The following is a 17,403-nucleotide window of genomic DNA, read 5'->3' on the forward strand; positions in this document are numbered from 1 at the left end:
AAGGAAACGGCATCAACCGGAACCAACCGTCATGTTCACCAACTTCTTCTACGAGCTCAAGGAAGCGAAGATTCCCGTCACCCTGCGGGAATACCTCACCCTGATGGAGGCGCTCGACAAGGGCGTGGCCGACTACAAGGTCGAGGACTTCTATTATCTGTCCCGGGCTTGCCTGGTGAAGGACGAGAAGAACCTCGACAAGTTCGACCGGGTGTTCGGCAGGTGTTTCGAGGGTATCGAGTTCAGCGCCGATGCCGAAAAGATCGACATTCCCGAGGATTGGCTGAAGCAGCTGGTCGAGAAATTCTTCTCCGAGGAGGAGAAGGCCGCGCTCGAGGCCATGGACTGGGACGAGCTCATGGAAACCCTCAAGAAGCGCATGGAAGAGCAGAAGGCGCGGCACGAGGGCGGCAACAAGTGGATCGGCACGTCGGGCACCTCGCCTTACGGCGCCTACGGCTACAATCCGGCGGGCGTGCGCATCGGCCAGAAGGAAAGCCGCAACCAGAAGGCGGTCAAGGTCTGGGACAAGCGCGAGTTCAAGAATCTCGATGATTCGCTGGAACTCGGCACCCGCAACATCAAGGTCGCGCTGCGCCGCCTGCGCCGCTGGGCGCGCGAGGGCAATGCCGAGGAACTGGACCTGCCCGATACCATCCGCGCCACGGCCAAGAACGCCGGCTATCTCGACCTGAAGATGGTGCCCGAGCGGCACAACAACGTGAAAGTGCTGCTGTTCTTCGACGTCGGCGGCTCCATGGACCCGCATATCAAGGTGTGCCAGGAGCTGTTCTCGGCCGCCCGGTCCGAGTTCAAGAACATGGAATATTTCTACTTCCACAATTGCGTGTACGAGGAAGTGTGGCAGGACAACGTCCGCCGCCGCGCCGACAAGCTCAACACCTTCCAGGTGCTGCATACCTATCCGCACGACTACAAGGTCATCTTCGTCGGCGACGCCACCATGAGCCCCTACGAGATCGTCCATCCCGGCGGCTCGGTGGAGCATTGGAACGAGGAATCCGGCGAGGTCTGGATGCATCGGGTGCTCGACGTCTATCACAAGGCGGTCTGGCTCAATCCGGTGCCGGAAGGCTATTGGGAAACCTCGCCGTCGATCCGCCTGATGAAGCAGATCATGGGCCACCGCATGTTCCCCATGACCCTTGCGGGTCTGGAAAACGCGATGAAGGCACTGAGCCGCTAGAACCGTCATTTCCCGTCTGGAAGGAGAGCCCGCGATGCTCAAGGGCAAGGTGCGCGCGCCGGAGATCGACCGTCCGGGTCTGGAATGGTTCAACGTCGAGCGGCCGCTGTCGCTCAAGGATCTGGAAGGCAAGATCGTCCTGCTGGATTTCTGGACGTTCTGCTGCATCAACTGCATCCACGTTTTGCCTACCCTGGCGATCCTCGAGGAGGCATTCCCGGAAGAGGTGGTCGTGATCGGCGTCCATTCGCCCAAGTTCGAGGCGGAAAAGGACAGCGCGAATCTGCGCCAGGCCATTGCCCGATACGGCATCACCCATCCGGTCATCCAGGATCCGGAGCACGTGCTGTGGCAGCAATATGCGGTGCGGGCGTGGCCGACCATCGTGTTCCTGGCGCCCGACGGCACCGTGCTGGGCCAGACATCCGGCGAGCCGTCGCGCGACAAGCTGCTGCGTTTCGTGGCCGACCTGCTGCAGCAGGCGGCTGGCGCCGACCAGCTTCGGCCATCGTTGCTGGCGCTGGCGCCCGAGCCCCGGCCCGCGGGCGCGCTGTCGTTTCCCGGCAAGATGCGCAGAATCCCGGGCACGGCGCTATGGGCGCTGGCCGATTCAGGCCATAACCAGATCGCGCTGCTGGACGAGGACGGCGAAATCGTCAGACGCTTCGGTTCGGGCGCAAACGGCTTCGACGACGGCACCGCCGAGGATGCCTCGTTCAGCGCGCCGCAGGGCCTTGCCTGCGGCGAGGCTGTGATCTACGTGGCCGACACCGGCAACCATGCGCTCCGCCGGATCGACATGGATACGGGCACCGTCGAGACGCTGGCCGGCACCGGCCAGCGCGGCATGATCCTCGGCGGCTTGGAAGACGCCGCCAAGACCGCCCTCGCCTCGCCGTGGGACCTGGTGCTCGCCGGCGACGCGGTCTATTTCGCCAATGCCGGAACCCATCAGCTCGGCGTGCTCGACCTGTCAGGGTCCACGATCCAGCCGATCGCGGGCAGCGGCGCCGAGGACATCGCCGACGGTCCGGCACTGGAGGCCGCCCTTGCCCAGCCAAGCGGCCTGGCGATCAGCCCCGATCACGGCACCCTCTATTTCGCCGACAGCGAGACCTCGTCGATCCGGGCGGTGGGCCTGCGAGAGCCGCGCATGGTCTCAACCCTGGTGGGCGCCGGCCTGTTCGAGTTCGGTCACGTCAACGGCCCGTTCGCCGAGGCCAGGCTGCAACACGCCCTGGGCATCGATTTGCTGGGCGATGGCAGCCCCATCGTCGCCGACAGCTACAACGGCGCCATCCGGGTGCTCGATCTGGCGGCGGGCGAGGTAAGCGACCTGGACGACGGCACCTATACCTGCACCGATACCCTGTGCATCCCCGCCGCGGAACCGGCTGGCGTCACCGTCGCCGAGGATGGCCGCATCTTCCTGGTCGACACCAACAACCACCGGGTGCTGGTCTATCACCCCGAAAACCGCACCTATCGGACCTGGGCTGCCTGAAAGGGATTAGCGGTGCAGCACATCCACGCCGAATATCCAGCCGTGAAAATATAGGATCGCGGCGTAAACGATCAGGCCCGCCAGGATTTTCGGCCATCCGATTTCAGCGACCTTCAGGGAATTGCGTCCCTTCAGGATCGCCGCGAATGGCGTCCGCGATGTTCTGGCCGCGAACCTGGCCCAGCCTTCGGGATCACGTCTTGCACGCTTGGCATCAATGTTGGGCATGCCGATCAGCGACACCAGCAGAAATGTGCCGAAGAAGATCAACGAGCCCAGATCGCCATTGGCCAGCAGGTGCGCGGCGGCCCACAGGACGACGCCGACCAGGAACGGGTGGCGGGTAATGCGGACAATACCGGTTGCCGGATCGTCGGCGGCCAGCAGGCCTTCCTGCTGCATGGCCGTCGGATTCTTTGTCGCCACCCCGATAACCGCGAACATCAGCCCCAGGAACACCAGCAACAGGGCGATGCCATGCCCGGCATTGCCCAGGTTCCAGAGATACCGGGAGCCGGTTTCCGATACCGCATTGTAGCTCATCGCCATCCAGACGATGGCGCCCAGCGATACCAGACTGAAAATACCCCGATAGGTCTTCTCGCCGATAGCGTCGGTAATCGTGGCGCGCAGGCCCGTCCCCGAAATCAGCGAATGGATCAGCAGGAACAAGGCGCAGGCGGCGATCAGACTGGTCATGGCAATCTCCCCGTGGCGACTCTGGCGAAAAACAATTATGTCCTTGCCGCCAGCCGTTGCACCCGAATATGACAGGCTGCGGTGGACGGACAGCAGAATACGCCAGCGCCGCAATGCTAACAACCTGTCGCCAGAAGTGCCGCTGAGTATCGGAAATCATTAGACTTTGCCGATTGACCGGCAGGCGGTGTTGGGGGAAAATCGCGTCACGGACGCGATGGAGGATGAGTGGCGCAGCTCGACGCCGATGCGGCGAACGTACGAACGGTCCAGGAGCAGCTAGCCGCGTCCAGCGCGGCCCGCGCCGTTGCGCCTTCTCCCCCTCCACCTCCGCCTCCTGCCCCAGCGCGTTCGCTGCTGTGGGGCGCTGCTGCCGTCTCGGCGGTCTGGCTGATCCTGTGCGCGGCCTACCTGCTGACGAGGCTCGATGTCCCGCCCTATCCGGGCATCGAGCACGGCATCCTTTACGGCATGGCCGCCATCCTGCCTGTCATGGCCGTCTGGCTGCTGGCGATCAGCCTGACCCAGATGCGGGTGTTGAACCACACCAGCCGGCTGATGAATGACAGTCTTGTCGCCATGACCTATCCCGGCGACGACGCCCAGCAGCGGGTCGCCGGCCTCGTCCACAGCCTGAAAGCGCAGGCGGCCGAACTGGCCGGGGCCAGCGACATGGCGCGGCACCGGGCCGAGGACATGGAACGGGTGTTGCAGCGCCAGATGGAGGCGCTGGCCCAGGCCTCGGCCAGCGTCGACGCGGGCAGCGTCCAGGCTGGTACCGCCCTGACGGCGCAGGCGACAGCGCTCGACGGCGCGCTCGAGGCCCTGCGCCAGCGCGCCGGCGACATCGAGACCGCCATCGCCGGTGCAGCCGAGACTCTCTCACGCATCTCCAGCCAATCGCTGGAGAACACCCGCTCGGCCGAGGCCGCCCTCGCCACCCGCTCCGAAAATCTGCTGAATGCCGCCGAGCGCGCCGCGCAGCGCACCGATGAGATCAGCGAGACCTACATGGCAATCGTCGGCCGGCTCGACGCGGCGACCAGCAACGCGGCCCGGCAAATCGACGAAATCAACCAGGGCTATGAACGTCAGGCCCAGGCCATGATGGCGGTCGGCGATGCGCTGGCGGCGAAAATGCGCGGCATCACCGAACTGGCGCGCAAGGAAGTCGCCGCTATCGAGGAAGCCGGCGACCGGACCCAGGAGCGGACGGAGCGGATCGAACAGACAGTCGCCGCCCATGGCAAGCGCCTGAACGGACTTGCCGAGGAAACCAGGGCATTGATCGCCCAGACCGCCGACCATTTCACCCTGCAGGCCGAGTTCATGAAGAACCTGTCCGCAGAAGCCCTGCAGGGCCTCAACAACGGCATCGGCGATGCCGTCAGCAAGATCGACGACGCCGGCAACCGTTTCGTGTCGCTTGCCGCCTCGTTGCAGGCGCGCAGCGGCGAAGCGACCAGTTTCATGGACCAGTCCGGCGAGCGGGTGCGCCAGAACGCCCAGCAGATCACAGCCGAATGGCAATCCGCCGCCGCGGCGGCCGCGGAACTGGCGGCCCGCTCGGCGGACTCGTTCCGCGACCGCGCCGCCGAAATCGAGAAAGCCGCCACCGGCGCTGCCAACGGCATCGCCGGGGCATCCCGGTCCATGGGGGAGAAAGTAGCGGAAGACACGGCCGCGATGTCCCGCTCCGTGGACGCCGCCATGAACCGTGCCGAAGCCCTTCGGCAAGCCCTCGGGCAGGCATCGGGCGACGTGGAGACGGCCTCGGCCGCCGCTGCCGGTTCACTGGACAAGGCACGGGAACTGCTGGCTGACCAGATCGGCCAGCTGGAAGCCGCGGCCGATAATGCCGCGGCCCGGACCAAAACCCTCGGCGACGAATTCGCCGCCGAGACAGACCGGTTCTCGGGCACCATCGGGCAGACCGAAACCAGCATCTCGTCGTTGCGCCAGACCGTGGACGGCGCCGTCAGCATGCTGCGGGAGATGGCTGACGAGATCGCCGAGAAGTCGCGGACGCTGGACGAATCCGTCTCCAGCGGCTCAGGCGCCATCTCCAAAGTAATGCAGGACACGCTGGCCGAGGCCAAACAGGTCGAGTCGGCACTGGGCGCCGCGGCGGCAAGCCTGACCGAGGCGAGCGAGGGCACGCGCGGACGCATCACCGACGCCACCGCCGACATGCTGGAGCAGATCAGGCAATTGCAGGCCGCGTCGGCGGACGGGCTGCGCGAACTGGCCGCCGCCTCCGCCGGCATCGGCCAGCACACGGCCGCTCTGGGTGAAAACAGCGAAACCGCCACAAAGCGGCTGGAGCGGCTGGGCGAGGTTCTGACACAACGCGACGCGGACGCGCAGGCGGCGAGCGGCAGCACGCTGGCGCGCATGAATGCGGCTGGAGACGCCATAGACGCGGCCGGGCAGCGCCTCAGCTCCGTAGCCGGTGATGCCGCCGGACAGATCGGCCGCTCGGCGGAAAGTTTCGACGAGCGCAGCCGGCAGGTCCGGGAGGCCGCGGACGCCGCCGCAGGCAGCGTGGCCCGGACCGGCGAAGTGCTGGAGACCAACGCGGCCCGCATCGCCGACTTCGCCCGCGAGGCAGAGCAATTCCGGGCCCGCGCCGACGCCCTCATCGACGGCGCGCGCGAGCTATCCAGCGCCGCCGTGCAGGCCAGGGACCGGGTCGGGCAAACCGACGAAGCCGTCCGCGACCGCGCCGACCGGCTGCTGGCCCTTGCCGAAAGCCTGGGTCAGCGCCTGTCGTCCATGGAGGACCTCGAGCGCAAGGCGACCGGCGCGGCGTTCGCGCGTACCGCCAGCAAGGTCATGGAGACGCTGGGCACGCTGTCGATCGATCTGAACCGCCTGATGGAGGCGGAGATTCCGCAGAAGGTATGGCGTCAGTACCGCGATGGCGACACCCAGGCGTTTGCCCGGCACATCGTGAAGTCCGGCAAGTCGGACTGGAACCGGACGATCACCGCCCGGTTCGAGACCGAGCCGGCCTTCCGCGAGAACGTGATGCGCTTCATCGCCCACTTCGAGGGTCTGATGCACCAGGCCATGGACAGCGAACATACCGACACCCTGTCGGCGTCGCTGCTGTCGTCGGACATGGGCAAGCTCTATGTCGTGCTGGCGCGGGCCATCAATCGGCTGAACTGACCGCCCTAGTCGATGTCCGGTTCGTCGGGCATCAGGGGCATGACCAGCAGCTTGTCGACGCGCAAGCCATCCATGTCGATCACCTCGAAACGGTGCCGCGCAAAGGTAAAGTGCTCGCCGGGCGACGGCAGGTGCCCCAGCTCGTAGATCGCAAAGCCTGCGATCGTATGGAAATCGCCCTTGCCGCGCAGCTTGCGGATATTGGTGCGGTCCTCGAATTCGTCCACCGGCATGGTGCCGTCGACCAGCCACGAACCGTCATCCCGCTTCACCAGCATGGCCGAGCCTTCCTCGCCCCGCTCGGGCAGATCGCCGGCAATGGCCTCGAGCACATCGGTGACGCTGACCACGCCCTCGAGACTGGAATATTCGTCGATCACCACGCCGATATGCACACCCTCGCGCTGGAACCGCTCCAGCAGCGCCAGCACGGGCGTACGGTCGGGCACCACCAGCGGCGACGTCATGACTTCCCGGAGATCGAAATGCTGACCGCGCAGCGCGAGGGGCAGCAGGTCCTTGGTCTGCAGGAAGCCGACCGGCTTGTCGACCACACCCTCGCAGACCAGCAGGCGCGAATGGCGGTGCTCCTCGATGGCCCGCAGGATGCCCTCGGGCCCGGCATCCACGTCGATCCAGGCCACGTCCACGCGCGGCGTCATGATCGCCATCACCGAACGGTCGGCAAGGCGCAGCACGCCCTCGATCATCTCCTTCTCGCGCGGCACGAAAATGCCTTCGCGGGTACCCTCGGCGATCAGCGTCTTGACCTCGTCTTCGGTGATCGCCGATTGCCTCTCATGGGCCAGCCCGACGAGGCGAAGGATGAAGTCGGTCGATCCCTTGAGCAGCCAGACGGCCGGCGCCGCGACCCGGGCGACGATCTGCATCGGGCGCGATACCACCACCGCGATCCGCTCGGCATTCGCCATGGCGATGCGCTTGGGCACCAACTCGCCCAACACCAGCGTCACATAGGTGATGCCAGACACCACAATGATCATGGCGGCGGTGTCACCATGGCCCTCGATCACCTTGTACTGGTTGAGCCAGATGCCGAGGCGCGCCGCCAGCGTGGCGCCGGAGACGGTGCCGGCCAGGATACCCACCAGGGTGATGCCGATCTGGACACTCGAGAGGAACCGGCTCGGCTCCTCGATCAGTTTCAGCGCGGCGCGCGCGCCCCTGTTGCCCCGGCTGGCCTGGTCTTTCAGCCGGACGCTGCGGGAAGAAACGACCGCCAGTTCCGACATGGAAAGGACGCCGTTGATCACCGTCAGAAGCAGCACAAAGAGTAGCTCGAAATACAACATTGGCTCGCAATGACCCCAGTTGGGACTGCCCGCAATTATGGGCCTCCCGGATGATGTAACGGATAGACGGCAGAAAAGCGAGAATCGCGCCGCATTACGCCTTCGGAACACCCTGCGGCAGGGTGGCGTTCCCGTCCGGCGCACCGTCGGGATTGGACGATGCGGTTCGCACTCCTAACTGTTATCACTGGTTCCCAGACGATGCCGACATAGCGGAGAAACGACATAATGAAGACCCTCAGAGGCCTGGTTCTGGTACTCGTGACAGTGCTGGCGCTGCCCGCCCTGCCCGCTGCCGCGCAGAGTTCTGACCCGGCAGCACTGTTTGTGCAGAAGCTGGCCGACGACACGATCGATCTGCTGAGGTCCCAGACGAGGGGCGCGGCGCGCGACGCACAGTTCCGCAAGTTGATGGGCGCCGGCATGGATGTCGAATTCCTCGGCAGGCAGGTGCTGGCGCGGTACTGGCGGACGGCGACCGAAGCCGAGCGCCAGCAATACCAGACCATTTTCCGCGACTACATGCTGCGCACCATCACCTCGCGCCTCGCCCGCTTCGAGCAGGAGGCGCTCAAGGTCACCGGCACCACCAAAGGGCCGAAGGACGACACCATTGTCTCGAGCGACGTTGTCGGCAAGGGCGAACCGATCCGCATGGACTGGCAGGTGCGCCCCATGGATAGCGGCCTGAAGATCATCGACGTGAAGATCGAGGGCATCAGCATGCTGATCACCACCCGCGAGGAATTCGGCGGCATCGTCCAGCAGCGGGGCATGTCCGGCCTGCTCGATGCCATGAAGAACAAGATCGAGGTCATGAAGGCGCAGTCGGCCGGCGCGCTCTAGGCTGGCGGTTGCCCCGCAGTCGCCCGCCGCGACGGAAAAGCTTCCGTCAAAGGCGGCGAGACGGTGGAAATCAGGCGTCCTGCCAGCGGCAGCTGCAGAACAGCTGCCGGGCCGAATTGTCGATGGCCGCCAGGCAGGCTTCGGCGCGTTCCGGGATGTAAACCTCGAAACGGGTTACATAATCGGCGTCGGCGCCGCTGCCGGGCAGCCGCGCCGAACTCATCCGGACAATATTGGCGTCATAGTCCTGGAATGCCTCGGTCAGCCGGGCGATCAGGCCGGGGCGATCACCGCCGACAACATCGATCACATGGGTAATACGGGCATTTTCAGCCGGTACGGCCGCATGGGTGAACGGCGCCACGGACACGTCGGCGCCGTCGAGTTGCGGGAGCGCGCGCAAGTCGGCGGCGATCGCCTCCAGGCCCACATCCGCCGGCACGTCGCATACCGCGTTGAATTCGAAACCCGTGCCCAGCACGGCGAAGTTGGTGTCGGCAAGGTTGGCGCCCAGGTCGAACAGCCGGGCGGTGACCGCCGAGATCAGGCCAATCCGGTCGGGGCCGGTCATCGACACATAGGCAATCTGGCTCTTGGCCATCGCTCTCCCCTCCGATCGTGGCGACCCCGGCGTGACTCGAACACGCAACATCCTGCTTAGAAGGCAGGTGCTCTATCCAGTTGAGCTACGGGGCCCTTGATGGTCAGGCAGACCGGGTCTGCCGCGTGTACTTGAAGTTGTCGGCGTAGGCCTTGATTCTCAGCTGGCGCACATGCGGCTCCTGCACCTGGTAGGAAAGGCCGTGCTTCTCGGCATAGGCGACCGCCTCTTCCTGGGTATCGAAGCTCAGGCGAACCTGGCGCGATGTATCGTCCGAACTGGTATAGCCCATCAGATCGTCGATGCGCTTGGGGCGCTGCGGTTCGTACACCAGCAGCCATTTGCGTGTGTTCGCCCAGCCCGACTGCATGGCGTTCTTGGCCGGCTTGTAGATCTTTGCCTGCATGTCCGTCGTCCTGCGTTTTCCTGGTCGGGGTGGCCGGATTCGAACCGACGACATCCTGCTCCCAAAGCAGGCACTCTACCAGGCTGAGCTACACCCCGAGAAATCCATGCGAGGAGATACACGAACTGCACCGCCGCCTCAAGGCCGCGAGCACGGCTCTCCGACGAAGCGGCTAGGGCAACCGGACCAACGGCTCGAAGACAACCCGGTCGCCCACGCCGATACCGAGACGGGCGCTGGCGCCGGCATTGAGTTCCAGGACGGCTTTCGTGGGGCCATCCGACGTAATCGGCCGCAGCGAAAAGGGCGTGGTGCCGGCGGCGATGTTCATGATCCTGCCCGCAGCATCGACGAAGATGATGTCGAGCGGAAGAATCGTATTCTTCATCCAGAACGCCACCGGATGCACGTGCGGGAAGATGAACAGCATGCCCTCCCGCTCGGGCATGGACGTTCGGTACATCAATCCGGTCTGGCGAGTCGTGTCGGTATCCGCAACCTGCACCTGCAGCGCCACGCGCCCCTTCCGGGTCTCGACCGTCAGCGGCGCCAGCGGCAGGGTCTGGGCCGTGCCCATCTCCGGCGGATCCGGCTGAAACGCCGCGGCCATGCCGGTCCAGGCCAGCAGCATCATGCAAACAGCCGCAGCCCGAAAACCCATGGCTCCGCTCACGGTTCACCCCGGAGCACGCGCCGTGCGAGCTGGTAGGAGAATCCCGCCCGGGCGAAAGCGGCCAGTTGCTTGTGGTGGCGCTCCTCGGTGACATCTGTCGGGCCGTAAGGGCCCAGCCGCTTGCGACGGGCGAAGGCGACGGCCGCGTCGAGATCAGGATCGTCAGACTGGCTGGACAGCGCCTCGACCGCGTCGGAGGCCATTTCGGCCGTCACACCCTTGGCCACCAGTGCCGCGCGGATCACCCGCCGCGGCTTGCCGCGCCGAAGCAGCGATCCGGCGCGCGCATGGGCAAAGACCTCGTCGTTCAGAAGGCCAAGCGCGACGAACCGCTCGGCGATACGGTCGATCCATTCCTGCGCCGTCGCCTTTTCCACGCCATCGGCGAGACCCCGGCGCTCGACCTTGCGCCACAGCACATCCTTGAAATTGCCAACGCTGGAGGCGAAGCGGGCGAGATAATGCGCCGCGGCGCGCTCCAGATAGGCTTCGTCGGCCGGGCGGCGCGTTCCGGCGCGGTTTTTCGCACCCGACGCAGGACGGTCTTGCTTCCTGGACTCTTGCCTTTCCAGCGGTTTCACCTTAATAACCGGCGCCCTTGCCCCACCGGGGACCAAGTATGGCAAATTTTTGAACCCGCTGCGCTCAAAAGTGAGCTAGGCTTTCGCCCCTCGGAGACGAAGGTGAAAACGGCGGGAAGGACTTGAGTTTTCGGACGAAGGCGCTCCGTTTAGCCCGATACGACGGACCAGGGAAGACCGATACAGCCGCATATGCTGACACCATTACCGACGGATGACCCCGGCCTGCCCAGGCGCATGGCCGACTTTGCCACTTTGCTCGACGCGCTGGATTATGCCGCGCGCGGCATCAGGGGCTTCAATTTCTATTCGGCGCGCGGCGACCTTGTCGATGTCCTGAGCTTCGCGGAACTGCGCGAACGGGCGTTGATCACGGCCCGGCAGCTGATCACCGCCGGTCTTGAGCGCGGCTGCCGTGTGGCGCTGATCGCCGATACGACCCCCGACTTCATCGTCGCGTTCTTTGGCTGCCAGTATGCCGGCCTGCTGCCCGTGCCATTGCCGCTGCCGACATCGTTTGGCGGCAAGGACGGCTATGTCGAACAGCTGGGCAAGCAGATGACGAGCTGCCACGCCGCCGCCGCCATCGCGCCAACCGGCATGTCGGAGCTGCTGGCTCAGGCCACGGAAGGGCTCGAGATGGCGTTGGTCATGACCAGCGAGGAATTGGCGACACTGCCCGAGGGCAATCCGGAGCTGCGTCCGCAGGCGCGCAACGATATCTGCTACCTGCAATATTCGTCGGGCAGCACCCGCTTCCCGCATGGCGTGGCCGTGACCCAGGCGTCGGTGATGTCCAACTGCCATGGCAACGGCGTGCACGGTATCGAGGTGCGCGACGGCGACAGGATGATGTCGTGGCTGCCGTTCTACCATGACATGGGCCTGGTGGGCGCCATGCTGACGCTGGTGGCCGTCCAGGTAACCGCCGATTATCTGCCTACCGAATTCTTCGCGCGCCGTCCGCTGCTGTGGCTTGAGCTGATCAGCCGCAACAAGGCGACCGTCACTTACAGCCCGACCTTCGGATACGAATTGTGCGCCCGCCGGGTCAAACCCGAGCAGGTCGCCGAGCTGGATCTGCGGTCGTGGCGCGTCGCTGGCCTGGGCGCCGAAATGATCCGCGCCGATTCCATGCGTGAATTCAGCCGGACATTCGCCCCCGCCGGATTCAACGACAAGGCGTTCCTGTCCAGCTACGGGCTGGCCGAATGCACCCTCGCCGTGAGCTTCATGCCGCTCGAGCGCGGCATCGAGGTGGATGTTGTCGACGAAAGCCTGCTTTCGCTCGAGCACCGTGCGGTTGCGCCCACCAGCGACAAGGCGAAGATCCGGGAGGTCGTGAATTGCGGCATCCCGATGCCGGAATACGACATCGTGATTCGTGACGAAAACGGCGATTCGCTAAGCGATCGCGGCGTTGGTCAGATATATGTGCGCGGTCCGTCGGTCATGTCGGGCTATTTCAACGACCCTGAAGGCACCCGCAACGTGCTGGACGAGGCCGGCTGGCTGGATACGGGCGACATGGGCTACATGGTCGGCCGGTCGCTCTACATTGTCGGCCGCGCCAAGGACCTGATCATCCTCAATGGCCGCAACCACTGGCCGCAGGATATCGAATGGACCGTCGAACAGATCGAAGGCCTGCGTTCGGGCGACAGCGCCGCCATTTCTGTCCCCGGCCGTGACAACGAGGAAGTCGCCATGATCCTGGTACAGCCACGGGTCAGCGAACTGGAAGAACGGCGCAAGCTGGTCGGCGAGGTCAAGCGCCGCGTCCAGAAGGAAGTGGGCATCGCCTGCCGTGTGGCGATGGTCAAGCCGCGCAGCCTGCCGCGTACCTCGTCGGGCAAGCTGAGCCGGGTGAAGGCCCGCGCCAACTACATGTCCGGCCTGCTGGAGCCGCTCGAGGGCAGCGATCCCTATCCCTGGGAAGACGCCGCGCCGCTGAAAGCCGCCGCCGCGGGGGAGTGAGCCCATGACCGGCGCCGACAGACACGTCGCGCTGACCGGTGCGACCGGCTTTGTCGGCACGGCGGTGCTTGAGGAATTGCTGCAGCAGGGTTTCCGGGTCTCCGCGCTGGCGCGCCGCGACCAGCCTGCCCGTGACGGCGTGACATGGATTCCCGGCGACCTGACCGACGAGACCGCGCTCTCTACGCTGGTTGCCGGCGCTGACGCTGTCATCCATGTAGCCGGGCTGATCAAGGCACGGCGCCGGACCGAGTTCTTCGATATCAACAAGGGCGGCACCGCGCGCCTGATCGCGGCGCTGGACGGCCGTCCGGCGCGGTTCATTCACCTGTCGTCCCTCGCCGCCCGCGAGCCGGCCCTGTCCGGCTATGCGGCCAGCAAGGCCGCGGCCGAGGTTCTGGTCCGGTCGGCGCCGGCGCTGGACTGGACTATCCTGCGTCCGCCCGCCGTCTATGGGCCCGGCGACCGCGAGACACTGGTATTCTTCAAGGCCGCGCGTGAGCGCCGTCCGTTCCTGCCGGGCGGCACGGCGCACCGCACATCCCTCGTCCACGTGGCAGACCTCGCGGCCGCCCTTGTCGCCGCCATCGACCTGCCGGGCATCTCCGCACGGATCGCCGAGGTCCATGACGGAGAGCCCAAGGGCTATGCCATACGCGAGGTCCTGGCGATGATCGACGGCCGGCCAGACTTTCACCACCCGATCTTTCTTCCCGGCGGCCTCCTGCAGGTGGTGGGCGGCGCGATCTGGCTCGCCAGCACCATTTCCGGCACCGTCCCCATGCTGACGCCCGGCAAGGCGCGAGAATTGACCCATGTGGACTGGGTCTGCCGCGACACGGTGCTGGCCGACGCGGGCTGGCGGGCGGCGATTCCGGCGGCGCGCGGTCTGCCCGAGACCCGCGCCTGGTATGAGGCGCATGGCGACCTTCCCTGAGCCAATCGCGGGTTGGGCTTCATTCCGCCCGGTGTTATAACGCGCGCTCCGGACAATTGCAGGCAGGCCGCCCTTCATGAGCAACGCGCTTGACGAGATCGTTACCCTGATCGCGCCCCTCAACCGCAAAGGCGTGGCCGTGACGCCGTCAACCACGTTCGCCACCGACCTGGAGTGGGATTCCCTGACCGTGATGGATTTCGTCGCAGAGATGGAAGACCACTTCGACATCATCATTCCGCTGAACCTGTTGCCCGATCTGGAAACCGTCGGCCAGGTTGCCGATGCGGTGAACGGGCTGATCGAGAAGAAGAATGGCTGATCTGTTCGACAAGTTCGACGGCATGATCCGGGCCCGTGAAGCCCTGAATTTCGAACATGCCAGCCCCATCGACGTGGTCATGGAGCAGATCATTTCGCCCACCGAGGCGGTGATCAAGGGCAAGCGGACGATCCTCGCCGGCACCAACAACTACCTGGGGCTGACCTTCGACCCGCGCTGCATCCAGGCGGCGCACGAGGCGCTCGATAAAGCCGGTACGGGCACCACCGGATCGCGGGTGCTCAACGGCACCTATTCCGGCCACAAGGCGCTTGAAGCCGCCATCGCCAAGCTCTACGGCACCGAGCACTGCATGGTGTTCAGCACCGGCTTCCTTGCCAACATGGCAAGCATCGGCACCCTGGCCGGCAAGGACGACGTCATCGTTATCGACGCCGACAGCCATGCCAGCATATACGACGCCTGCAAGATGTCGGACGCCACCATCGTCCGCTTCAAGCACAACGATCCGGACGACCTGGACAAGCGCCTGCGCCGGCTCGGGACCGGCTCGAATGTGCTGATCGTCGTGGAAGGTCTCTATTCCATGCTGGGCGACAAGGCGCCCATGAAGGAACTGGTCGAGGTCAAGAACCGGCATGGCGCCGCGCTGATGGTCGACGAGGCCCATTCCATCGGCGTGTTCGGAGAGACCGGCTGCGGCGTGGCGCAGGAAGCCGGCGTCATGCACGACGTGGAGTTCATGGTCGGCACGTTCAGCAAGAGCGTGGGCACCATCGGCGGCTATTGCGTCTCGAACCATCCCAAGTTCGAGATTCTGCGGCTGGCCGCCCGCCCCTACATGTTCACCGCGTCGCTGCCACCGTCGGTGGTCGCATCGGCACTGAAGGCGGTTGAAATTCTGGGGTCGGAACCGCAACACCGGGAAAAGCTGTGGCGCAACGCCCGGCAGCTCCATGAGGGTCTGACGCGCGCCGGATTCAACCTGGGCGCCGCGCCCAGTCCGGTGGTTGCCGTGAAGATCGACGACCGCGACATGACGGTCAGGCTGTGGGAGCAACTGCTCAACAACGGCGTCTACGTCAACCTGGCCATGCCGCCGGCAACGCCGCAAGGCCTGAACCTGCTTCGTTGCAGCCTCAGCGCAGCGCATACCGAGGAGCAGGTGAGCACCATCGTGGATACGTTCGAGCGCCTGGCGCGGTCCAACAGCATCCTGAGCAAGCCTGCCGCCTAGCGAAAGCCGCCCTTGCGCCGCGCCTTCCGGATCAGCACCAGTCCGCCGATAATCGGATGGCGGCGGTGCCACGGCTTGATCTTGATGTCGACACCGGAATGGCGGCGCATTTTCCAGGCCAGGTAATCGAGCCCGCCGGTGAAGGTGAACGCGCCCTTGATCAGCCGCAGCAGGCTGAGCGTCTTGCCCTGCAGCCGCCGTGTGCGCCACCGGCCGATTTCCTGTCTCGCACGGGAGGCCGGCACGGCGGTGCGCAGGAAGCCGTGTTCGTCAACGCTCACCTCGATGCCGCTTGCCCGCATGGCCGGCACCGCCAACTCGCGGTAGCGGTCCGGGTATTCTCGGAAAATCTCCCCGCCCTTGGTGGCGGCGTTTTCCGACCGAAATTCGGCCGCATAGGTCATCTGGAATACGTGCGACCACAATTCGTCGGGTGTGAACGGCGATGGATGGACCGGAGCCACCGTGGATACCGCGGTAATCACCGCCTGCGCCACCGCATCGGCCACAAGACCGCCGGTGCGCGGGTCGCGGACCCAGGCGAGCGCGCAGGGCTGGGCGAATCGGGCCCAGAAGCTGGGATTGAGGCAATCCAGCCGCATGGATTCGGCGAAGCCCTCGGTCGACATCAGCGCGTATTTGGTGCGCACCATACGGCCCTCGAACGGCGTTTCGCGGTAGAACACATTCGGTGGCAGGACGCGATTGAAGAAGCCCAGCAGCGCGCTGCCATTCGCCTCGGCCAGGTCGTCGGCCAGCACATAGAAATCCAGGATCTTGTCGTCGTCCGCGCCTGACCGCAGGCAGGACCCGTAGAACAGGATGGCCGCAGCGCCCGGATGCGCAGCCAGAAGATCCCTGCAAGCGGCCTCGGCGGCCGGAAATATCGGTTGGGAAAGTTCGGCCAGGACCCGGTCTGCAACACGCCGGAAGTCCTCGCCCTCGCTGGTCATGCGTCTTCCAGCCTGACGAAGGTGAATGGCGGCGTCGCCTCCAGTTTCACCGGATGGGCCGGATCGGGAACAAAAAACTCACCGTCGAGGGTCACCGGGCTGGGGGTGCGGATTTCGACGCCGTGCATGCGCCGGCGGACCAGGCCGCGTACCAGCTTGCTCGACGGCCGGCCGAACAGGAACGTCCAGGCCGCACGGGCCGCAGCCGAGACGGTGTATTCGATGCTGGTATAGCGCAAGGCGCCCTCACCCACCGCCGAAGCCGCCGAAAGGCCCAGAATGAGGCGATTCAGCGTGGTCACCAGCACGATCATATAGGCCTTGGGCTCGGGCGTGCTGTCGCCGAAATTGACATGCATGGGCTCGCGCCGCATGGGCGATCGGGCGCTCTTGAAAGGCCATGCCGCCATCGCGAGCAACCAGACAATGGCAAGCGAATGCGCCAGGAAGTTTGGCATGCCCAGCGGATAGATCACCCGTCGCGTGAACTCGATGCCCCGAACCACCGTCGCCGCACCGAAAAACGCGCCATAGACCGGCGCCGATCCCGGCGTCACCTGCAGGCGAATGAACGGCAGGGCGACGGTCTTGAGCCGGTCGCCGAGGGCTCCTTCGATCACGTCCCTCAGGCACTCGCTGGGCGTGCCATGCATGCCCAGCGCCTCGGCCACCATGTTGGTGCGGCCCCCCGGCAAGATACAGATCACCGGCGGCTCGTCGAAGATGCCATGGTTCATCAGCGCCGTCACGCCGAGCTGGAGCGTGCCGTCACCGCCGCTGAGGATGACCAGCCGGACACCTTGCGCGGCAAAGTCGCGCAGGATGTGCTCCATGTCGTCGATACTGGAGAGTTCGCGGTACGCAACACCCGAAAATCCACCGACCACCTGACGGAAGTCGTGCAACATCTTGTTCATCCGGGTACTGCCCGGATTGCTGACGATGCCGATTTCTTCGAATGTCACCGGAACCTGTCCAAGCGGCTGGAAAGGCGCGAACTTAGGCAGCTATC

General features: G+C 65.2%; 16 protein-coding genes and 2 tRNA genes. 8 read left to right on the top strand and 10 right to left on the bottom strand.

The window, feature by feature from the left end; all coding sequences use genetic code 11:
• The first annotated feature begins 31 nt into the window (after positions 1–31).
• Both WJU21_RS16185 and WJU21_RS16190 read left to right on the top strand, forming a co-directional pair.
• Positions 32–1,207 (top strand): VWA domain-containing protein, encoded by a 1,176-nt coding sequence (locus tag WJU21_RS16185; RefSeq protein ID WP_346324500.1) that lies wholly within the window; start codon positions 32–34, stop codon positions 1,205–1,207.
• Between the two features lie 34 nt (positions 1,208–1,241).
• Complete coding sequence (locus WJU21_RS16190) at positions 1,242–2,711, top strand: redoxin domain-containing protein (protein ID WP_346324501.1); 1,470 nt, start codon at positions 1,242–1,244, stop codon at positions 2,709–2,711.
• Positions 2,712–2,717: 6 nt separating this feature from the next.
• Here WJU21_RS16190 and WJU21_RS16195 read toward each other — a convergent pair whose 3' ends face one another.
• On the bottom strand, positions 2,718–3,410 hold the full coding sequence (locus WJU21_RS16195) for an NnrU family protein (protein WP_346324502.1): 693 nt from the start codon (positions 3,408–3,410) through the stop codon (positions 2,718–2,720).
• Positions 3,411–3,638: 228 nt separating this feature from the next.
• Between WJU21_RS16195 and WJU21_RS16200 the strand changes: the two genes are divergently transcribed.
• Positions 3,639–6,584 (top strand): hypothetical protein, encoded by a 2,946-nt coding sequence (locus WJU21_RS16200; protein ID WP_346324503.1) that lies wholly within the window; start codon positions 3,639–3,641, stop codon positions 6,582–6,584.
• A 5-nt stretch (positions 6,585–6,589) separates the two neighbouring features.
• Here the strand turns inward: WJU21_RS16200 and WJU21_RS16205 are convergent, their stop codons facing one another.
• Positions 6,590–7,873: a hemolysin family protein gene (locus tag WJU21_RS16205; RefSeq protein ID WP_346324504.1), complete on the bottom strand. Its 1,284-nt coding sequence runs from the start codon at positions 7,871–7,873 to the stop codon at positions 6,590–6,592.
• 252 nt (positions 7,874–8,125) lie between these two features.
• Between WJU21_RS16205 and WJU21_RS16210 the strand changes: the two genes are divergently transcribed.
• Positions 8,126–8,743 (top strand): ABC transporter substrate-binding protein, encoded by a 618-nt coding sequence (locus WJU21_RS16210; protein WP_346324505.1) that lies wholly within the window; start codon positions 8,126–8,128, stop codon positions 8,741–8,743.
• Positions 8,744–8,813: 70 nt separating this feature from the next.
• Here WJU21_RS16210 and WJU21_RS16215 read toward each other — a convergent pair whose 3' ends face one another.
• The 6 genes from WJU21_RS16215 to WJU21_RS16240 all read right to left on the bottom strand — a co-directional run bounded on the left by WJU21_RS16215 (position 8,814) and on the right by WJU21_RS16240 (position 11,004).
• On the bottom strand, positions 8,814–9,344 hold the full coding sequence (locus tag WJU21_RS16215) for an ACT domain-containing protein (RefSeq protein WP_346324506.1): 531 nt from the start codon (positions 9,342–9,344) through the stop codon (positions 8,814–8,816).
• Positions 9,345–9,362: 18 nt separating this feature from the next.
• A tRNA-Arg gene (locus WJU21_RS16220) sits at positions 9,363–9,439 on the bottom strand.
• 8 nt (positions 9,440–9,447) lie between these two features.
• The gene (locus tag WJU21_RS16225; RefSeq protein WP_346324507.1) at positions 9,448–9,750 is read right to left on the bottom strand and encodes an ETC complex I subunit; all 303 of its coding nucleotides are present in this window, start codon (positions 9,748–9,750) and stop codon (positions 9,448–9,450) included.
• A gap of 21 nt (positions 9,751–9,771) precedes the next feature.
• A tRNA-Pro gene (locus tag WJU21_RS16230) sits at positions 9,772–9,848 on the bottom strand.
• Between the two features lie 74 nt (positions 9,849–9,922).
• Positions 9,923–10,411 carry a DUF192 domain-containing protein gene (locus WJU21_RS16235; RefSeq protein WP_346324508.1) on the bottom strand — a complete coding sequence of 163 codons (489 nt, stop codon included), beginning with the start codon at positions 10,409–10,411 and terminating at the stop codon, positions 9,923–9,925.
• An 8-nt stretch (positions 10,412–10,419) separates the two neighbouring features.
• Positions 10,420–11,004: a regulatory protein RecX gene (locus tag WJU21_RS16240; RefSeq protein WP_346324509.1), complete on the bottom strand. Its 585-nt coding sequence runs from the start codon at positions 11,002–11,004 to the stop codon at positions 10,420–10,422.
• A gap of 192 nt (positions 11,005–11,196) precedes the next feature.
• On the opposite strand from WJU21_RS16240, the gene WJU21_RS16245 reads away from it, so the two are divergent.
• From WJU21_RS16245 to WJU21_RS16260, 4 genes are all read left to right on the top strand, one after another.
• The gene (locus WJU21_RS16245; RefSeq protein ID WP_346324510.1) at positions 11,197–12,981 is read left to right on the top strand and encodes a fatty acyl-AMP ligase; all 1,785 of its coding nucleotides are present in this window, start codon (positions 11,197–11,199) and stop codon (positions 12,979–12,981) included.
• 4 nt (positions 12,982–12,985) lie between these two features.
• Positions 12,986–13,918 carry an SDR family NAD(P)-dependent oxidoreductase gene (locus WJU21_RS16250; protein ID WP_346324511.1) on the top strand — a complete coding sequence of 311 codons (933 nt, stop codon included), beginning with the start codon at positions 12,986–12,988 and terminating at the stop codon, positions 13,916–13,918.
• A gap of 76 nt (positions 13,919–13,994) precedes the next feature.
• Entirely contained in the window at positions 13,995–14,240 is a 246-nt protein-coding gene (locus WJU21_RS16255; RefSeq protein ID WP_346324512.1) for an acyl carrier protein, read from the top strand.
• The gene (locus WJU21_RS16260; protein WP_346324513.1) at positions 14,233–15,438 is read left to right on the top strand and encodes an aminotransferase class I/II-fold pyridoxal phosphate-dependent enzyme; all 1,206 of its coding nucleotides are present in this window, start codon (positions 14,233–14,235) and stop codon (positions 15,436–15,438) included. The genes WJU21_RS16255 and WJU21_RS16260 overlap by 8 nt, the downstream gene beginning before the upstream one ends.
• On the opposite strand, the gene WJU21_RS16265 is transcribed toward WJU21_RS16260, so the two are convergent.
• Positions 15,435–16,391 carry a hypothetical protein gene (locus WJU21_RS16265; protein WP_346324514.1) on the bottom strand — a complete coding sequence of 319 codons (957 nt, stop codon included), beginning with the start codon at positions 16,389–16,391 and terminating at the stop codon, positions 15,435–15,437. The two genes, WJU21_RS16260 and WJU21_RS16265, sit on opposite strands and share 4 nt — an antisense overlap.
• Complete coding sequence (locus WJU21_RS16270) at positions 16,388–17,356, bottom strand: diacylglycerol kinase family protein (protein ID WP_346324515.1); 969 nt, start codon at positions 17,354–17,356, stop codon at positions 16,388–16,390. Before WJU21_RS16270 ends, WJU21_RS16265 begins: the two co-directional genes overlap by 4 nt.
• Positions 17,357–17,403: the final 47 nt, after the last annotated feature.

It is taken from the genome of Emcibacter sp. SYSU 3D8 (assembly GCF_039655875.1).
Classification (GTDB): domain Bacteria; phylum Pseudomonadota; class Alphaproteobacteria; order SMXS01; family SMXS01; genus RI-34.